The following is a 17423-nucleotide window of genomic DNA, read 5'->3' as shown; positions in this document are numbered from 1 at the left end:
CTAGATGTCATCAAAGGTTATTGTTACAATTTTCGGTGCGAGTGGAGATTTAGCTAAACGCAAACTCTACCCTTCCCTTTTTAGACTCTATAAATCAGGCAATCTTTCTGAGCATTTCGCAGTTATTGGAACAGCTCGTAGACCTTGGAGTAAGGAATATTTTGAATCTGTAGTTGTCGAGTCCATCCTTGATTTGGCAGATAGTACCGAGCAAGCCCAAGAGTTTGCTAGTCATTTCTACTATCAAAGTCATGATGTTAATGATACTGATAACTACATTGCTTTACGTGAATTACAGGCTGAGCTTGATGAGAAATACCAAACGGATCACAACAAACTCTTCTTCCTATCAATGGCTCCTCAATTCTTTGGTACCATTGCCAAACACCTCAAGTCTGAAAACATCGTTGACGGCAAAGGCTTTGAGCGCTTGATTGTTGAAAAACCTTTTGGTACAGACTATGAAACTGCAAGTAAACTCAACGAAGATCTTCTAGCAACATTTGATGAAGAACAGATCTACCGTATCGACCATTACTTGGGGAAAGAAATGATTCAAAGTATCTTTGCTGTTCGTTTTGCCAACATGATCTTTGAAAATGTATGGAACCGTGAGCACATTGATAATGTGCAGATTACCTTTGCTGAGCGCCTAGGAGTTGAGGAACGTGGTGGCTACTATGATGAATCTGGTGCCCTCCGTGACATGGTTCAAAACCACACTCTCCAGCTTTTATCTCTTCTAGCAATGGACAAGCCAGCTAGCTTTACAAAAGATGAGATTCGCGCTGAGAAGATTAAGGTATTTAAAAACCTTCACCAACCAAGCGAAGAAGAATTAAAAGAACACTTTATTCGTGGGCAATACCGTTCTGGAAAGATTGATGGTAAGAAATACATTTCCTACCGTAGCGAGCCAAACGTTAACCCCGAATCTACAACAGAAACCTTTGCCTCTGGTGCTTTCTTTGTAGACAGCGATCGCTTCCGTGGCGTTCCTTTCTTCTTCCGTACTGGTAAACGTCTGACTGAAAAAGGAACTCATGTCAATATCGTCTTTAAGCAAATGGACTCTATCTTTGGAGAACCATTAGCACCAAATATCTTGACCATCTATATCCAACCAACTGAAGGATTCTCTCTCAGCCTAAATGGGAAGCAAGTCGGTGAAGAATTCAACCTGGCACCAAGCTCTCTGGATTACCGTACAGATGCTACTGCTACTGGGGCCTCACCAGATCCTTACGAGAAACTGATCTACGATGTCTTGAACAACAACCCAACCAATTTTAGCCACTGGGATGAGGTAAGTGCTTCTTGGAAATTGATTGACCGTATCGAAGAGCTCTGGGCAGAAAACGGTGCTCCACTTTATGATTATAAAGCTGGAAGCATGGGACCACAAGCTAGCTTTGACTTACTTGAGAAGTATGGAGCTAAATGGACCTGGCAACCAGATATCGCCTATCGTGAAGGTGGCCGTTTAGAATAGCAAAAATATCCTGCAAGATTGACTTGCAGGATATTTATTTCGTATTAAATCAATCCCTCTAAAAGACCCTTCATAAAGTTTTCAGAGTTAAATTCACCGATATCATCGATTTTTTCACCGAAACCGATCAATTTCACTGGAATATTCAGTTCTTCACGAATTGCCAGAACGACACCACCACGGGCAGTTCCATCAATCTTGGTCAATACAATACCAGTAACAGGGGTAATTTTCGAAAATTCTTTAGCTTGTACCAGGGCGTTTTGTCCAGTTGAAGCATCGAGTGCTAAGAATGTTTCATGTGGCGCCTCTGGAACGACACGTTTGATAATACGACCAATCTTTTCCAACTCGGCCATGAGGTTGTCCTTGTTTTGCAGACGACCTGCTGTATCAATCATGAGAATATCAATCCCTTCAGCTACAGCACGTTCCATCCCATCAAAGACCACGCTTGCTGGATCAGCCTTTTCAGGCCCCGTCACAACAGGAACATCCACACGTCGACCCCATTCAGCTAGCTGGGCAACGGCTCCAGCACGGAAGGTATCTGCCGCAACCAGCATGACTTTCTTGCCAGCTTGTTTGTAGCGATGAGCCAATTTTCCGATAGAAGTTGTCTTCCCAACACCATTGACTCCGACAAAGAGCATGACGGTCAAACCATCTTGGAAATGGATTTGTTCATCATAATTGCCATCCTTCTCATAGAGTTCGACCAATTTCTCGATAATGACACGGCGAAGTGCATCAGGCTTTTTAGCGTTTTCTAATTTGGCTTCATAGCGTAGTTCTTCTGTTAAGTTTGAAGCGACTTGCACACCGACATCACTCATGATGAGCAGTTCTTCCAATTCTTCGAAGAAGTCTTCATCGACAGAACGGAAGTTAGCAAAGAAGGCATTCAAGCGTGCCCCGAATCCTGTACGCGTTTTCTTGAGACTGCGGTCATATTTTTCCTGAACAGTTTCTTCTTCTACTTCAGACGTGAGCTCTTCTTCGCTCTCTATAGTTTCTTGGCTCTCTTCTTCTAGAACTTCTTCTGTCTCTTGGATTTGCTCCAATTCATCAGCTTCTAGCTCAAGCTCTTCCTGAGCCATTTTCTCGACTGCTTCTGGCTCAATCACTTCTTCTGTAGAGACCTGTGGAATTTCTTCTTGAGCAAGTGTTTCTTCCACTTTGTCCCTTGCTGTCTCTTCCTGAGAAGTTTCTTCGACTGCCGTTTGGTTTTCTTCAACCTCTTCTGACAAATCAAGATTTTCCAGAGCTTCTTTTACAATATCTTCGATTTTCGGCTCTTCTTTTTTCCCGAATAAACGGTCAAATAATCCCATATTCTAATTCTCCTTTAGTACGTATTCTTCAATAGCCCAGGCAACGGCTTCCTCGTCGTTGGTCATCGGGGTAATCACATTGGCAACCGCCTTAACTGCTGGAACTGCATTTTGCATGGCAACTCCCAGACCTGCCCACTCAATCATGGAAAAGTCATTTGCCTCGTCACCACAGGCCATAACTTGGCTTTGGTCGATACCCAAGTGTTTAATTAATTTCGCTAAACCTGTTGCCTTGTGGACATTTTTCGGTGACCATTCCAATAAAAGTTCTCGAGATTTGAAGATTTCATATTGGTCAAATAATTCTGGAGAAATCTTTTGAATCGCTGCATCCAAGGGTTCTTGGGCAAAGGCAGTCACACATTTATTATACGTCATCTGACTAGATAGATCTTCAAAAGCGACAGGTACGAAAGTCAGGGCTGGGTTGAACTTAGCATAAAGACTTTCTTGGTCCGACTGGATTTGATAGACTGTTCCTTCAGAAATGGCATCTAACGGTAATCCTAGTTTTTCAGTTTCCTCGTACAAGTGTGCCACATCGTCGATTGAAAAGACTGTTTTATCAAGAATCTCCCCCGTATTTTTCTGAACAAGCCCTCCATTAAAAGTGATGGTAAACTCGTCCTTCTGGCCGTCAGTCCCTAGCTCATGGAGAAAGAAATCCATAGCCTTCAAAGGACGCCCTGTTGTCAGTACGACCTTGATGCCACGATCACGCGCAGCCTTGAGGACCGCCTTGGTACGATCTGTCAGCTTTTTATCCGTTGTCAGCAATGTGCCATCCAAGTCCAATGCAATCAATTTAATATCTGCCATTACAAACCCTCCATATAAGCCATCACTGATTGGTCCTTATGGTGGCCAATCACTATCTCTGCTAATTCTAAAATCTCTGGTCGCGCGTTTTCGGGAGCGATTGGGTGCCCGACGACCTGCATCATGTGAAGGTCATTGAGATTATCTCCAAACGCCATGACCTGATCCATGGTTAGACCAAGTTTTTTGGCTAGCTCAACAATAGCCACACCCTTATCAACGTAATCCAAGACAATATCGATGGATTCAAAACCTGTTGTCATGGCTTTCACACCAGAAACGTTTTCGTTGACCCAGGCCTCTCCAGCTTCTATCGTATCTTCTGTAAAGTTCGTGGTGAATTTAAAAATCTCATCCGTGATAGCTTCCAGACTCGCTACTTTTTGAATGTTCTCATTGTAGTGACGGCTAAACTTGAGATAGGCCTCATCTACCGTGTCCAAAACATAACAAGCTTTTTTCCCAGTCAGCAGCATTTTTCTTTCATCAAAATAAGGCGATTTCTTTAAAGCTTCAAAAGTGCTCAAGTAAAAATCCCGAGACATAGTAGCCTCGTACATATCCTCTCCATGAAACTCAACATAGCTCCCATTTTCAGCTATAAAAATCACTTCATCACGTACATCCGCAAATAGCTTTTTCAGGGACAAGATACCGCGACCCGAAGCCACAGCAAAATAAATCCCCTTTTCCTTGTAGGAAACAAGTAAGTTTTTGAGGCGTTCCATATCAAACCGCCCCTCTCCATCTAGAAAGGTTCCGTCCATATCAGTTGCTACAAGTTTAATCATAAAATCCTTCATACTCCAATTGATAAATCTATCTTCTATTATACCATAGATAAACTAAAAAAAGGACTAGTACAGAAGGATTGGTTACTTGTATTACAGTGCTTTTTCGGTAAAGATACTCCACTATCATAATCAAAAGTTGTCTCCTGAAATGATGTTCAAAGCTAAGGGAGTTAACGTAGGAATTTCTACCATCTACTGCTGGATTCATCATGGAAAATTAGGACTAACCAAACAGAACCTTCTTTATCCTAGAAAAGAAAAAACTGTCAAGAAACAAGCTAGTCCCAACTTTAAACCTGCTGGTCAATCCATTGAACAGCGTCCCAAGGCTATCAATCTTCGATTGGAGAATGGACATTATGAGATTGATACGGTCCTACTTACAAGAGCAAAAACCACTGTCTACTGGCCTTGACGGATCAAAGGAGCAGACACCAAATCATTCGATCAATTCCAAATAAAATCGCTGAGTCTGTTAATCAGGCTCTAAAACTCATCTTAAGACAACACAAGATTCTTTTCCATCACGGCAGATAATGGAGCTGAATTCAACCGCTTATCTGATGTGTTTTCTAAGGAGCATATCTACTATGCACACCCCTATGCCTCTCGGGAAAGGGGAACCAATGAGAATCACAACAGGCTCATTCGTAGATGGTTACATAAAGGAACCAAGAAAACGACTCCTAAAGAAGTCGCCTTCATCGAAAATTGGATCAACAACTATCCTAAAAAATGCTTGGACTACAAGTCTCCCAGAGAAGACTGCTTGCTGGCTAACTTGAAATTTAGCTTTAAACTAATAATAGACTTTTACCCCTAAAATTGATAAAATAAAAAAGAAAATAATAGAAAAGGAAACTGTAAATCGCTATGATGAACATGCAAAAATTGAACATACTGTTTTTAATTTTTGTAAACATCAAAAAGGTTGATTTAAAAGGATTTTAAGTCTTTAGGATTTTTTATCCAACACTACTATTCACGCATCCAAGACAAAATCTTGGCAAAAATACAGTAGCAAAGAGTACACCAAACTACCGCTCATTATGGGCGGTAGTTTTCTTTTCGTCTAAAATAAAGATAAAAAGATAGGTGGTAGCCTTATGCGTTATGGTTATGTACGAGTATCCACTAAGGAGCAAAATATCGATAGACAAATGTCTGCCTTGTCATTAGAAAATATCCCCCAAAATCAAATTTTTATAGATAGGGCCTCTGGAAAAGATTTTAACAGGACGGAATACCAAAAATTGCTAACGGTTCTACAAGCAGATGATGAGCTAGTTATTAAATCAATTGATAGACTCGGACGGAACTACGACGATATTTTAGAACAATGGCAGTTACTCACCAAAACAAAAAAGGTACACATCAGCGTTTTAGATTTTCCACTCCTAAATACTAAAAATACCAGCGATACAATCACTGGTAAACTAATTTCTGATTTGGTTTTACAAGTTCTATCCTATGTGTCGCAAATGGAAAGAGAACAAATCAAGCAAAGACAACTAGAAGGAATTAGAGAAGCTCAAAAAAGGGGTAAACAATTCGGAAGACCGAAGATAAATATTCCAGAAAAATTTTATGAATTAGCCGAAAAACATAGCCAACAAGAAATAACTATTCGTGAAGGAGCAGAAATCTTAGGAGTTTCAAAAAGTACCTTTCATAATTGGCTAAAAAACTATAGTTTTTGTCAAAAAAAGTAGAAAATTTTGGACAACTAATATTCCACAGTTCTTAATTCAAAATAATGAAAAATTTAGTATCTTGATGGATTATATCTTCTTCATTCATTCTATCAATTTTGTCCATAAAAGTCTAAATTATTGGACAAGGGATTTCTTCAAAAATAATAGGAGGTCTCTTTTAATGAAGACAAAATCTAAAATTAAACTTTTTGCTACTGCTACTCTTGCAACCGCAATGATTGGTGCTACAACCATATACGCGGACGCTCAAATCAATCGAGATACTGCAAATGATTCAGTAGAGATTATTTCAGATCCATACAAAACTTATGAAGAAGCTGATAAAGCTCTCAATGACATCAAGGAAAAATATCTCGAAGAGTACGGAAGTTATCGTGCTGGAGTAGTACCAACAGAAGACTTGAAAAATTACGAAGTCTATGCAATCATCAGAAAAGTTTCATTGGATGAGACTTCTGAGAAGACGGTTCAAAACGTAGCTAAAGCCCTATCTAAATCTAAATCCACTGAACCTGTAAAGCCAGTTGAAGAGGTGAAACCTGCTACTCCTACTAAACCTGCGGAAGAAGTCAAACCTGTTACTCCGGCTAAACCTGTAGAAAATATTAAACCTGAAACTCCTACTAAACCTGTGGAAGAGGTGAAACCTGAAACTCCTACTAAACCTGCGGAAGAAGTCAAACCTGTTACTCCGGCTAAACCTGTGGAAGAGGTGAAACCTGAAACTCCGTCTAAACCTGTAGAAGAGGTGAAACCTGAAACTCCGGCTAAACCTGTGGAAGAGGTGAAACCTGAAACTCCGGCTAAACCTGTGGAAGAGGTGAAACCTGAAACTCCAGCTAAACCTGCGGAGGATGTCAAACCCGAAACTCCTACTAAACCTGTAGAAGAGGTTAAACCTGTTACTCCTACTAAACCTGTGGAAGAGGTGAAATCTGAAACGCCTACTAAGCCAGTAGATGAAGGAAAAACTTCTAATGACATCAAGGAAATTACTGGTGAATTTACTGAAATAAAAACAACTTCTACAGGATTAACATTTAAAGCAAAATTATCTGAAGGTGCTCCCCATGCTGGTCCAGATATTCCAAACATTCACGCAACTTTAACAGATAAAGTAACAGGAAAAGAAGTTTCTAAAAGTAGTGTCGTATTAGAAGGACTATCAGAAGAATTAAAAAATCAAACTTTAAATTCTCCTCTATATTACAGTAACTTACTTGAAGGTACTATTTTTGAGCCATCTCTTACCCCGGGAAACTATGTGCTAACAGTTGAAGGAACAACAGGAGCTCCCTACGGACAAAATTCTGATAAAAGAAAACGTCATTTTATTTTTAGAACAGAGGTTACATTAAAAGGAGAGAGTAACTCAACAACAACTACTCAACCTGAAAAACCAAAAGATAGTACTACAAAACCAAAGTCAGACCAGACAACAAACAACAATCAACAGCCAAGCAATGATAAAAATAAACAAAGTACTAACAATAACACTGGCAAGCAGGATAAAAATGAATTAAGCACTAATAAAACTAGTGATACGAAGACAGGCAAACAAAATTCTGATAATACACTATCACAAGAAAAACAACAAACTACTAGCACTTCTACTACTGAACAAGAAGACAACAAAAACAATGACAAGAAGACTTTACCAAATACAGGTGAATCAAGATCTACTCTTGGAATTATCGGTACTGTCCTTTCAATCACTGGACTAGGATTTATCGTAAAACGTAAACGTGGGTAAAGACTGCAAACAACTGTAGAGAACTAACCTACAAACTTAAACAGTTCTAACATTATAAAATTAGCTATGATTAAAAAAACAACTTTATTTACTATTCTTGCTTTAACTAGTTTGACTCTTGTAGCCTGCCACCAAAAGCAAGAAGATACTACTTCAGCCAGTACAGAACAAACGAGTTCCACTAGTACGGAAGCATCCAGCTCCTCTCCTGAGGTGAAGAAAACGGATTATAGTTTATATAACGAGGTAATAGAAAAATATTCTCAACCACAAAATAACCCATCCAAGGATATTAATCCCAAAGCTAACTTAAAAGATGATTCTCCACAAGTATATTCAGATATTGAATACTGCCTATATGATTTTGATAAAAATGGGACGGACGAACTAATCATTGCTCTGAAAATTAAGTCAGGTAAACATGATATTTTAGACATCAGAACGATTCAGAATGATAAAGTTATTCAACTCACTAATGCAGAAAATCATTTAGATTTTATCGGAGAAAAAGTGATTTTGGTCCCTCTTGAAGATGGATATTTTCAACTTTCAAGTGCATCTGGCGGTAAACAATCTCACAAGCTCTATAAACTAAATACGAATACACCTGACTTAGAATTACTCACTGAATCAGATACAGAAGCTGGATTAGGAACTAGACCACCACTACTGAACCAAGATACCTTTTCATGGAAATCTGTAACAAAGCTAATATCAGGAGAATCAACACCTTCACAAGAAATTAAAGGAATGAATATTTCTTCTATCCAAAACGGTGATTTTTCAAGTATCTCTGGTACATGGCGCAATAGTGCTGGTGTAGAACTTGTATTTGATGAACATGGACTGGTTAGTGATAATTCGCAAGTTTCAATTGAACATGTTAAAGAAATTGACCACTATCTTAAAGCAAGTTTACTTCCTAAAAATGGAGGAGCTGGTGGTTCTGCCCTTGCCTTTTTACCTGCAGGAATCCCTTTGACAATGGCTATCACTTCTTCACCCGAAAACGGGTATAAGGACCCGTCCGATATTAGCCAAGAACGACTATGGACAGGACAACAACTTATAGAAGGAAATAGCTCAGGATTTTTCTATAAGGTTCAATAATTAAATGAACTACTGAACCGCTTTTATGCGGTTCTTTTTGATAAGGAGGAAACCATGGATTTTACAGAATATTTATATAAAAATATCGGAGAACGTGTTAGACTAGACAGACAAACAAAAAAAATGAATTTGTCAACTTATTCTAGACATATCTCTCAATGTACTTATGATAAAAAGGTAAAAGAAACAGGAAATACACAAAATAATCCTATAACAGGCATCACAGAAAGGAATATTGGCAAAATAGAAAAAGGAGTGCATGATAATTTTAGGAGTTTTTTATCAGATAATCAAATTAAAGCATTAACTGCTACCCTTGATTGTAATCAAGATGAATTACTTTTAGGAAATAAAGAACAGAAACAAGAAATCGTAAAAATTTTACTTTTAGGATGTCTGTTAAATAATATAGATGTTCAAATTGACTCTGTTTCATCTGAGACATGGCGAGTTTTATATCATAAATCTCAATCTCTCGGTTTCAAACCTAATAAAAAAACTGAACGTTTAGGTAATATCGTATTAAAATTTCTACTAAGCTATCCCACTTTTCAAAAGCACTTCATGAATTCCGTTTTTTATTATTCAGATAACTATCCTGATAAATATACTCCTTTTAAATCAAAAGATGAACAACACAGTGATTCTTTTAACCGTAAATTACAAAATAATTATGCTGGAGACTTGGAAAAAGTCAATTCCCAACTTCAAACTTGGTACACTACCGATTTAGGAAATATTACTTCTGTTCTACTACGTAAACCTGAAAATATTATCTATATATTTGAAGCATTCGAATATACTATATATAAAATAATTGATTTAATTTTTGATAAATTTATAGAAAGATTTAACAATAGCTTGAATACCAGAGGTAAAAATAAAGCTCCTAGCAAAATAATATACTATTTAGATTCTGATGTTCTTTTAAACATTATATTGGAAGATGATATATACTATCTTTTAGTAAATGAGCTAAAAAAAGAACAAATCGATAAAACTAATAGTTTATTTCATATTCAATTTCTACAACTACTTCAATACCAGAATTTATTTTTAGAAAAGATACATAGTAAATATAAGGATACTAGTGAGAACTATGATAAATTTAAACTTTATTCTGATTTAACTCAACTTATCAAATTTTATGAAAAAACAAAAGAAAATCATCTAACTCTCTACGTCAATGATTTCATAGACAATCAAGATTACGAATAAAAATTATGGCTTTACGACTAAAATCGTGAAGTCTTTTTTTATTGCATATCACATATTCTTTCTTACAATGTATACAATTTTATCTCTAAATTTTATTCTAGTGTATACAAAGTCATTGGGAAATCAGAATACAATAGATAATGTAAGGAATAAAAAAGGCGCCTAGTTCATTACACAAAAATTTTTAATTAGAAATCAGCAAATTCTAGGTATGCTGATTATGGAGGAATAGCACATGAGTGCATTTAAATACAAGAATCCAGTTTATGGATATAACGTGGCTCTTTTTAATGAAATATTTGGAGAAAACCCTATTTTTAGTTCATTATCCGTCGAAGAAGAAATTAAGTGGGTCTATAAAGATAATAAGCGGACTGACGAAGTAGATGGATTTAGTCGATATTTCATTATCCCTGGTCAGAATCCTTTTCTTGTCAAATTCCCCACTTCTCAAGAAATTGAACAATTCGCAGAGGTGGAGTTAATCAATCCTGTTGCTTGTAAAGTGAAAAACAATGTTTATTTTAAAGCTGAATCTGTAAAAATTATCAAAGAAGGAGGTAAGTAACCAATGGCATTTCCGTTTATTCAATCAGAAAATAAACGGGAATTCGTAGTTGATACTGAATATCTAGTTCAGTGTGTAGAAATAGGGTTGGGAAACAGCTCTATTTCTTCAACTACTAATTCCTTCCAATTCATCTATGGTGATAATTATCTAGACTTTGTTCCTCGTTTTCCTTGTGCATATATTTTGGATAATACTCTATACCAACAGATTTTTCAAATTTTGTCCACAAGTGCTTATCCTTTGTTGACATTTCTAAAACAGCCTTCTGCCTATATCGTCAAACGTGATAGTGTAAGCATTAACACTAGTCGTGCTTTTCGATTTCCATTCTTTAAGGGAATACCTGAAAGATTGACGTATCAAAAGCTATCTGATGTCTCTGTTCAAAACGAGAGTTTTGAACTCATGAAAAACTATCGAATTGATTTTAATCGCATCGTTCATTGTTTGATTGCTGGTTCTTCTGGTTCTGGAAAGAGCTACGCTTTGACCTATCTTATCTCTGTTATTAATCAATTTGCTCATGTAACAGTTGTAGACCCTAAATGCGATTCTATCTCTCGTTACTGCTTAAAACAGAACATACAAGTTCTTTATCAAGAGAGAGACTTCTCAGCGGATGAGTTTTTGTCTAAGGTGAACACCCTGCTAAAAGTAGAACTAGATACTATCTATCAAAGACAAGCAGAGCTTCTTGAAAATCCTGCTAAAAAATTTCAACATCGTTGTCTTGTGATTGATGAATTGCTTGCTTTAACATCTTTGGTTTCCAAAAATGTTAAAGAGACCTTTTTTGCACTATTATCCAATATTGCACTACTTGGACGAGCAACGTCTGTCCATCTAATCCTAGTTAGTCAGCGGATGGACACAAACGCTTTACCGATTGCCGTTAGAGAGCAGTGTAATTTCTTGATACAACTGGGGTTAATCAACAGAAAAACGACAACATTTTTATTCCCAGACTTGGATTCAGAGACTGGAATTGTCATTCCTAACGGAAAAGGAACTGGTATTATTCAAGTTATTGATGGTGTAACAGCACCTAATGTTATGCCATTGCTAGTACCAACATTTAAAGGAGAAAATATATGAAAAACATTAACAATAGAATTATAAGAAATAGCACTGTCATTACCGATAAACTCTACTACATACTGCCTTTAGAGTTACTCTTGAGCTTTCTGTGGAGTTTATCTCTAGCCGGTATATGGTTTGTTAACCAAGTTAGCACCATTATCCCTTGGGACGTTTGGAGCCAAATTTTAGATAATTTTCAAATAGCACAATCTATACTACTTAAAGCAATGATTATCGTTCTTATCATCTATCTTTTAGCGCATATCCTTCTTTGCATCGTATGGATAAAAGAAGATAAGTTTTTGAACTTTTTCCAAACAGTAGATCTATTAAGGAGAGTACGAAAACAAATGAAAGCCAGCGAAAGCGATAGTGAGATTGTAAAAGAGTACAAAACTATTATTCAATCTATCAGATGTACTATAACTCATGAATATATCCTAGTTATTATACCATGGGCGGAAAACTCAGATATTGATACAATTTTACAAAAAAAATTACTTTTTTTGTACGACTATCTTACAAGAGACTATCGTGAAATATATACATTCTCTCCCAAAGATAGTACTTCACTTAATCATATAATACAAGGAGAGAGAAAGAAGGAGAGAGAAAGCATAATTGATTAAAATACCAGCGGAGCTTGCCGTAAGGCAAGAGCTCCAAGCTGGTTTTGTTTCAATTCATTTGAGAGCTTTATTATACTGCTTCAGGGCTTGTTATTGAAGCAGTATAGTTTTGTTCCATTGTTCCAAAAAAGAGAGGAGTCAAAAATGGTAAAAGCCAGAAATATTATGTTTGTTCAACAGATTGAGTATTTCCAATCTTCAAATTTACAAGATATCATCGAGTATATGACGAACATTCTAAAACCGATTCGTTTTGCAGGAATTTTACATGATAAGGATATTGGGCAAGATGGAAACCTTGTCGCACCACATATACACCTTGTTCTACAGTTTGAAAGTGCTAGAAGTTTAAATAATCTTGCTAAGTTGACTAAACAACCAATACAGTGCTTTGAGCAATGGAGAGGCTCTGTTAACAATGCTTATTCATATCTCGTTCATCATACGGAGTCCAATCAAGATAAATACCAATATTCTCCAAAGGAAGTTATTGCTAATTTTGACTATTTACTCCTATTAGACACTATCGAAAAAAATGTAACCAAACGATATGAAATAAATGACACTATGATTATAGATAATCTACTGGATCTACTTTATACTGGTGATATTACAAAATCAGAAATTGAACAACGACTTACTGGTTCACAATATGCCAAAGCAAGGCAAAAAATAGAAACCGTCTATTTAAAACGACTAGAAACACAAGCCGAACTATGGCGACAAGAAATGATTGACAAGAATGAAATTGTTACAATTATTTGGCTTTTTGGAAAAGCGGGAACAGGGAAGACTCGTCTAGCACGTCAATACGCAGAACAGTATGACCTTAACTATTTTATTACGGGCTCAATCCGTGACCCTTTTCAACAATACAATTTAGAACACGTGATTATCTTAGACGAATTACGCCCCCATCAATTTGACTACTCAGACTTACTCAAAATGTTTGACCCTTACAATGTTAAAGCGATGGCAAGTAGTCGTTATTTTGATAAACCGTTACTAGCCAATATTTATATCATCACTAGCCCCTACTCCCCCTACGATTTCTTTTTAGAATTAACTAAGAAAAGAAAAACAAGTCATATCGATTCTTGGGGCCAGCTAATGCGAAGATTATCCTTGGTAGTCGAAGTCAAAAAAGAATATCTGCAATTTTACAAGTACGAACCAATAGACCAGATGTTTTATATAGACCATGGCAATAAATTACCAAACCCATTTAAAAATCAAACTGATATAGAAGAAACTATTCAAGACAAGTCGTACCAGTTATTTTTAGAATTAAATAAGAAAAAGGAAAGGAATGAATAAATGCAAGAAATTCAAACAGTTACTTACATAGATATCGCAAATCAAGGATATCCAGAAGGCACGGCTAGACGTGTTATACGAGAGGGTAAAAAATTACTTGTCGAAAGAGGTTTCAAACTTTATAAAAACAAAAGGATTGGAAGAATACCAAAGACTATTGCCGAAGAAATTCTTGGATTCAAAATCATCTCAAAACATGATATAATAGATACTGTACTCTTAGCTACTGACATAGAAAGAGGAAAATGATATGTCAGTTCTCAAAGGATACAAGGGAAAATGGAAAGTAGATATTACCGATGGAATAGACCCATTGACTGGTGAAATCAAACGACATAGAAAGTCAGGATTTACCACTCGTAAAGAAGCTGTTCAATATGAGGCAGATTATCGCTTAAACAAACTTCGTCAAGTTCAGATTAAAGATAAAATATCTGTCTCTCACCTTTACTCTTTAGTTCAACAAGAAGATGAACTCCGTGGGAATAAACGTGGTACCATTGATACACAGATATCCTACTATAACCAATATGTCTCTAAGTTTTTTGAGCATGCAGATATGTCTGCCATTACTATCCATGAAGTAAAAAAATTTAGAGATTGGTTGGTAAAACAACCAAGTGTTAAAGGTGGAACACTATCAAGTACGACTGTTAATCAGCAAATGATTTTTCTGCATAAAATGTTTGATGTTGCTGTTGCTAATCGTCTTAGACAAGATAATCCATGCAATGGACTAAGAAAACTTCCTGATAAACACAAGGAGATGTCTTATTTCACTCCTGAAGAATTCAAGCAATTTGATTCTCTGTTCACAAAAGATGAATACATGTTTCAGCTATTTTATCGAGTGCTAATGTTTACAGGTGTTCGAGTCGGCGAAGCATTGGCCTTAACTTGGAAACAGATTAATTTATCAGAGGGTTATATCGATATTAAGTATTCTGCTTACTTTCGTAATAACAAGGTCCATATCGGAACAGTAAAAACTACCCAATCTAATCGTCGAATTTACATTCATAAGGCATTCGTTCAAGAACTAACGGAATGGAAAGAAAAACAAGCTCACCTATTAGCTGAGTTTACGGACAATACAGAAGATTTACAAATCTTTCAAGACAGTCCTTTTCAACTTACTGCTCCAATGGTTTCTAATCAAAAGATTAAATTGAAAAAAAGAATGCCTGCATCATTAAAAATGATTCGTAATCACGATTTCCGACATTCACATGCAGCGTTTCTAGTTTCAAAAGGACTCAGAAACGGTGAGGGAAAAGATTATATATTTTTTACACTTATGAAACGACTCGGACATAGTAGCATTAATACAACTATCAACATCTACTCGCATTTATTCCCAACTCAACAAAAAGAAGTCGCCAATGCTTTTGACAACTTCTAGGGAAAAAAATGGCAAAAAAATTTATTAAACAAGGCTCAAAGCCTTGATACGAAAGGAATCGTAAAAATCTTATGATGAACATGCAAAACATGATGCGCCAAGCACAAAAACTTCAAAAACAAATGGAACAAAGTCAAGCAGAACTCGCTGCTATGCAATTTGTTGGAAAATCTGCTCAAGACCTTGTTCAAGCAACTTTAACTGGAGACAAAAAGGTGGTCAGCATTGACTTTAACCCAGCGGTTGTAGATCCAGAAGACCTAGAAACCTTGTCTGATATGACTGTTCAAGCCATCAACGCTGCTCTAGAACAAATCGACGAAACGACTAAGAAAAAACTAGGTGCTTTCGCTGGAAAATTACCATTCTAATCACCTACAGAAAAAGGAGGAAGGTTCACTTCTCCTTTTTTTCTCTGTTAGAAATTAAAGAACTCCGTAGCTTTTTTCAAAAGGAGATCGGTGTATTCTGGATCTTCCTGAGCTGCTGCTAAAGTCTCTTGTAGCATTTCCATGTCATCTGTAATCATCCCATCCACTGACAACTGCAACGATTTATCAAGTGCGTCAGAGCTATTGATGGTCCATACGTAAAGCTTTTGTTCTGTATACCAAAGTTTAGTAACAAAATATTCATCCAATGTTGAATACTCCATAGTATAGCCCGTTGCCTTGGTTTTTGGGAAAATACTATTATAAGGCAAGATGAAATAAGCTGGAATAGTCGAATCATATTTCAAAACTTGGTCAATCACATGATAGTCTAGTGATTGCATCTGATGACCATACTGCTTGATAATCGTTCCATACTTCTCTAGAAAACGTTCCATCATTTGTGGACTGTCTTTTTTACTGGTTTTGATTTCAATCAACAATCTTTGATGAAGTTCATTCGCGCGATTGAGATAGTCATCAAAACTAGATATTTTGGTTCGATAGCCATTTTCAGAAATATCTAACCCTGTCAACTCCTCCAAAGTCAAGTCTTGAGGTCTGGCATTGATACCTGCTAAGTTCTTAAGATTGGCGTCATGCATCATCACAAACTGACCATCTTTGGTCTCCTGTACATCCATTTCAATCAAATCTGGTTTCAGTTGCGCTGTTTTTTCCAAAGACTGTACAGTGTTTTGTACACCATTTTTATTTGAAACACCCCTATGTGAAATGACTAAAGGGGTATTTGTCACAGGAGCTTCCAGATAGATATAACCTTCCAGCGCAAAAAAGATACTAGCGCAGCCCATAACTCCCCATCTCATCAAATGGTCTTTTTTTCTTCTTGGCATAATCTCCAGTTCCTCACCTGTCAAAAAGGAGACAAACTTAACAAGGAAATAGGTCAACGCCATATAGTGGATGTTTTTTATCAAGACAAAGTTGATAACTCCAAGAATCAGTGATTCTTTCTGTGTTAAATTGTCAATTACAATCTGTCCTATTAGCAAGGGAGTCAAGAGAAGGAAGAAAAAGAGATAGGTTTTAATAATAATGAGTAGCAAGTTCCAAGCATAAAAGAGAACTTGTTTTTTTGTCTTTTGTAGGCTATATTTTACTCCTTCTCTCACAGTCCTCTTTTCAAAGAGAATCTTCGGAAGGGCAAACATGAGTCGGACAGACACATAGAGCAAAATCCAAGCAGAGGCAAAAATCATCAAGCCCACTAGCCAGTACTTGTCTTCCAGATAAGTCACAATAAAGTCTGGAATGACGATTTTATTCAAGTAATAAATTTTTAGAATTTTCCTTATAAAAGGAAAGAGCATGGCCACATAGAAAAAAACAAAGGCCATCTTACAGAAGCTCAAGCGTTTCACAAATAGAAAACTCTGGTGAAATACTTTGCGACTGTACTCAATCAAGGTTCTCTTTTCGTGGTAGAGAAGGTGACGCGCCCCAATAAAGAGGAGGCAAATCTGGAAATAGGCCACCAAAAGATTGATTACAATCAAGACGAGAAAGGCCAGACTGATTAATGGCGAACTCGTGATAATGGCAAAAATATTATTGTAAGAAATAAACAAATAGCCCGTCTGGCTGAGTAAAAGACCAGCAAGAAACGAATTGAGAGGTAACCACAAATACTCCACCATCATGAAAATTAAGAAAAAGAGGAAGAGAACTTTATCTAGGTTGAGGTAAATTTTCCTAAAACCTAGTTTTTTAGGTTTTTCAGGTTTCATAGGC

Annotated in this window: 16 protein-coding genes and 1 pseudogene; 13 read left to right on the top strand and 4 right to left on the bottom strand. The window is 36.7% G+C overall.

The genetic code is table 11. The features are described from left to right. The first annotated feature begins 4 nt into the window (after positions 1-4). Positions 5-1492, top strand: coding sequence for a glucose-6-phosphate dehydrogenase (gene zwf, locus D8854_RS00995; protein WP_125448994.1), 1488 nt, complete (start codon positions 5-7; stop codon positions 1490-1492). A gap of 44 nt (positions 1493-1536) precedes the next feature. On the opposite strand, the gene ftsY is transcribed toward zwf, so the two are convergent. From ftsY to D8854_RS00980, 3 genes are read right to left on the bottom strand one after another with little or no spacing between them, the layout of a single operon-like run. Continuing rightward, positions 1537-2826 (bottom strand): signal recognition particle-docking protein FtsY, encoded by a 1290-nt coding sequence (gene ftsY, locus D8854_RS00990; protein ID WP_125448992.1) that lies wholly within the window; start codon positions 2824-2826, stop codon positions 1537-1539. Positions 2827-2829: 3 nt separating this feature from the next. Further along, positions 2830-3648, bottom strand: coding sequence for a Cof-type HAD-IIB family hydrolase (locus tag D8854_RS00985; protein WP_125448990.1), 819 nt, complete (start codon positions 3646-3648; stop codon positions 2830-2832). Beyond that, positions 3648-4439, bottom strand: a complete 792-nt coding sequence (locus tag D8854_RS00980; protein ID WP_125448325.1) for a Cof-type HAD-IIB family hydrolase — start codon at positions 4437-4439, stop codon at positions 3648-3650. Before D8854_RS00980 ends, D8854_RS00985 begins: the two co-directional genes overlap by 1 nt. Positions 4440-4551: 112 nt before the next feature. Between D8854_RS00980 and D8854_RS00975 the strand changes: the two are divergent. The 12 genes and pseudogenes from D8854_RS00975 to D8854_RS00920 form a co-directional block, all read left to right on the top strand. Then, positions 4552-5265 (top strand): annotated as a pseudogene (locus D8854_RS00975) (IS30 family transposase); the annotation flags it as partial. 283 nt (positions 5266-5548) lie between these two features. Then, entirely contained in the window at positions 5549-6154 is a 606-nt protein-coding gene (locus D8854_RS00970) for a recombinase family protein (RefSeq protein ID WP_084878167.1), read from the top strand. A gap of 64 nt (positions 6155-6218) precedes the next feature. Further along, positions 6219-7910 (top strand): LPXTG cell wall anchor domain-containing protein, encoded by a 1692-nt coding sequence (locus D8854_RS00965; protein ID WP_125448988.1) that lies wholly within the window; start codon positions 6219-6221, stop codon positions 7908-7910. Positions 7911-7976: 66 nt separating this feature from the next. Continuing rightward, complete coding sequence (locus tag D8854_RS00960) at positions 7977-9020, top strand: DUF6287 domain-containing protein (protein ID WP_125448986.1); 1044 nt, start codon at positions 7977-7979, stop codon at positions 9018-9020. Positions 9021-9074: 54 nt separating this feature from the next. Further along, on the top strand, positions 9075-10238 hold the full coding sequence (locus tag D8854_RS00955) for a hypothetical protein (RefSeq protein ID WP_125448984.1): 1164 nt from the start codon (positions 9075-9077) through the stop codon (positions 10236-10238). 235 nt (positions 10239-10473) lie between these two features. Beyond that, positions 10474-10806, top strand: coding sequence for a hypothetical protein (locus D8854_RS00950; RefSeq protein WP_125385902.1), 333 nt, complete (start codon positions 10474-10476; stop codon positions 10804-10806). A gap of 3 nt (positions 10807-10809) precedes the next feature. Next, entirely contained in the window at positions 10810-11904 is a 1095-nt protein-coding gene (locus D8854_RS00945; RefSeq protein ID WP_125448982.1) for an ATP-binding protein, read from the top strand. Further along, entirely contained in the window at positions 11901-12518 is a 618-nt protein-coding gene (locus tag D8854_RS00940) for a hypothetical protein (protein WP_084878157.1), read from the top strand. Before D8854_RS00945 ends, D8854_RS00940 begins: the two co-directional genes overlap by 4 nt. Positions 12519-12662: 144 nt before the next feature. After that, positions 12663-13835 carry a Rep family protein gene (locus D8854_RS00935; RefSeq protein WP_084878155.1) on the top strand — a complete coding sequence of 391 codons (1173 nt, stop codon included), beginning with the start codon at positions 12663-12665 and terminating at the stop codon, positions 13833-13835. Continuing rightward, positions 13836-14084 carry a DUF3173 family protein gene (locus D8854_RS00930; protein ID WP_084878153.1) on the top strand — a complete coding sequence of 83 codons (249 nt, stop codon included), beginning with the start codon at positions 13836-13838 and terminating at the stop codon, positions 14082-14084. It abuts the gene before it with no gap. 1 nt (position 14085) lies between these two features. Next, positions 14086-15237: a site-specific integrase gene (locus D8854_RS00925; protein ID WP_125448980.1), complete on the top strand. Its 1152-nt coding sequence runs from the start codon at positions 14086-14088 to the stop codon at positions 15235-15237. A 71-nt stretch (positions 15238-15308) separates the two neighbouring features. After that, positions 15309-15608, top strand: a complete 300-nt coding sequence (locus tag D8854_RS00920; protein WP_061416779.1) for a YbaB/EbfC family nucleoid-associated protein — start codon at positions 15309-15311, stop codon at positions 15606-15608. Between the two features lie 47 nt (positions 15609-15655). Here D8854_RS00920 and D8854_RS00915 read toward each other — a convergent pair whose 3' ends face one another. After that, positions 15656-17419 (bottom strand): glycerophosphoryl diester phosphodiesterase membrane domain-containing protein, encoded by a 1764-nt coding sequence (locus D8854_RS00915; RefSeq protein ID WP_125415189.1) that lies wholly within the window; start codon positions 17417-17419, stop codon positions 15656-15658. Positions 17420-17423 lie beyond the last annotated feature (4 nt).

Origin of the sequence: Streptococcus mitis, assembly GCF_003943905.1 — a bacterium.
GTDB classification, from domain to species: domain Bacteria; phylum Bacillota; class Bacilli; order Lactobacillales; family Streptococcaceae; genus Streptococcus; species Streptococcus mitis_BC.
This window is presented reverse-complemented; position numbering and strand designations above follow the sequence as displayed.

What these genes read in the sequence shown, in the direction of transcription:
- D8854_RS00965 (WP_125448988.1), top strand. Translation starts at nt 6,219, where the DNA reads ATGGATTATATCTTCTTCATTCATTCTATCAATTTTGTCCATAAAAGT.
- D8854_RS00930 (WP_084878153.1), top strand. Translation starts at nt 13,836, where the DNA reads ATGCAAGAAATTCAAACAGTTACTTACATAGATATCGCAAATCAAGGA.
- D8854_RS00940 (WP_084878157.1), top strand. Translation starts at nt 11,901, where the DNA reads ATGAAAAACATTAACAATAGAATTATAAGAAATAGCACTGTCATTACC.
- zwf (WP_125448994.1), top strand. Translation starts at nt 5, where the DNA reads ATGTCATCAAAGGTTATTGTTACAATTTTCGGTGCGAGTGGAGATTTA.
- D8854_RS00925 (WP_125448980.1), top strand. Translation starts at nt 14,086, where the DNA reads ATGTCAGTTCTCAAAGGATACAAGGGAAAATGGAAAGTAGATATTACC.
- D8854_RS00985 (WP_125448990.1), bottom strand. Translation starts at nt 3,648, where the DNA reads ATGGCAGATATTAAATTGATTGCATTGGACTTGGATGGCACATTGCTG.
- D8854_RS00950 (WP_125385902.1), top strand. Translation starts at nt 10,474, where the DNA reads ATGAGTGCATTTAAATACAAGAATCCAGTTTATGGATATAACGTGGCT.
- D8854_RS00980 (WP_125448325.1), bottom strand. Translation starts at nt 4,439, where the DNA reads ATGATTAAACTTGTAGCAACTGATATGGACGGAACCTTTCTAGATGGA.
- D8854_RS00935 (WP_084878155.1), top strand. Translation starts at nt 12,663, where the DNA reads ATGGTAAAAGCCAGAAATATTATGTTTGTTCAACAGATTGAGTATTTC.
- D8854_RS00960 (WP_125448986.1), top strand. Translation starts at nt 7,977, where the DNA reads ATGATTAAAAAAACAACTTTATTTACTATTCTTGCTTTAACTAGTTTG.
- D8854_RS00970 (WP_084878167.1), top strand. Translation starts at nt 5,549, where the DNA reads ATGCGTTATGGTTATGTACGAGTATCCACTAAGGAGCAAAATATCGAT.
- ftsY (WP_125448992.1), bottom strand. Translation starts at nt 2,826, where the DNA reads ATGGGATTATTTGACCGTTTATTCGGGAAAAAAGAAGAGCCGAAAATC.
- D8854_RS00945 (WP_125448982.1), top strand. Translation starts at nt 10,810, where the DNA reads ATGGCATTTCCGTTTATTCAATCAGAAAATAAACGGGAATTCGTAGTT.
- D8854_RS00920 (WP_061416779.1), top strand. Translation starts at nt 15,309, where the DNA reads ATGATGAACATGCAAAACATGATGCGCCAAGCACAAAAACTTCAAAAA.
- D8854_RS00915 (WP_125415189.1), bottom strand. Translation starts at nt 17,419, where the DNA reads ATGAAACCTGAAAAACCTAAAAAACTAGGTTTTAGGAAAATTTACCTC.
- D8854_RS00955 (WP_125448984.1), top strand. Translation starts at nt 9,075, where the DNA reads ATGGATTTTACAGAATATTTATATAAAAATATCGGAGAACGTGTTAGA.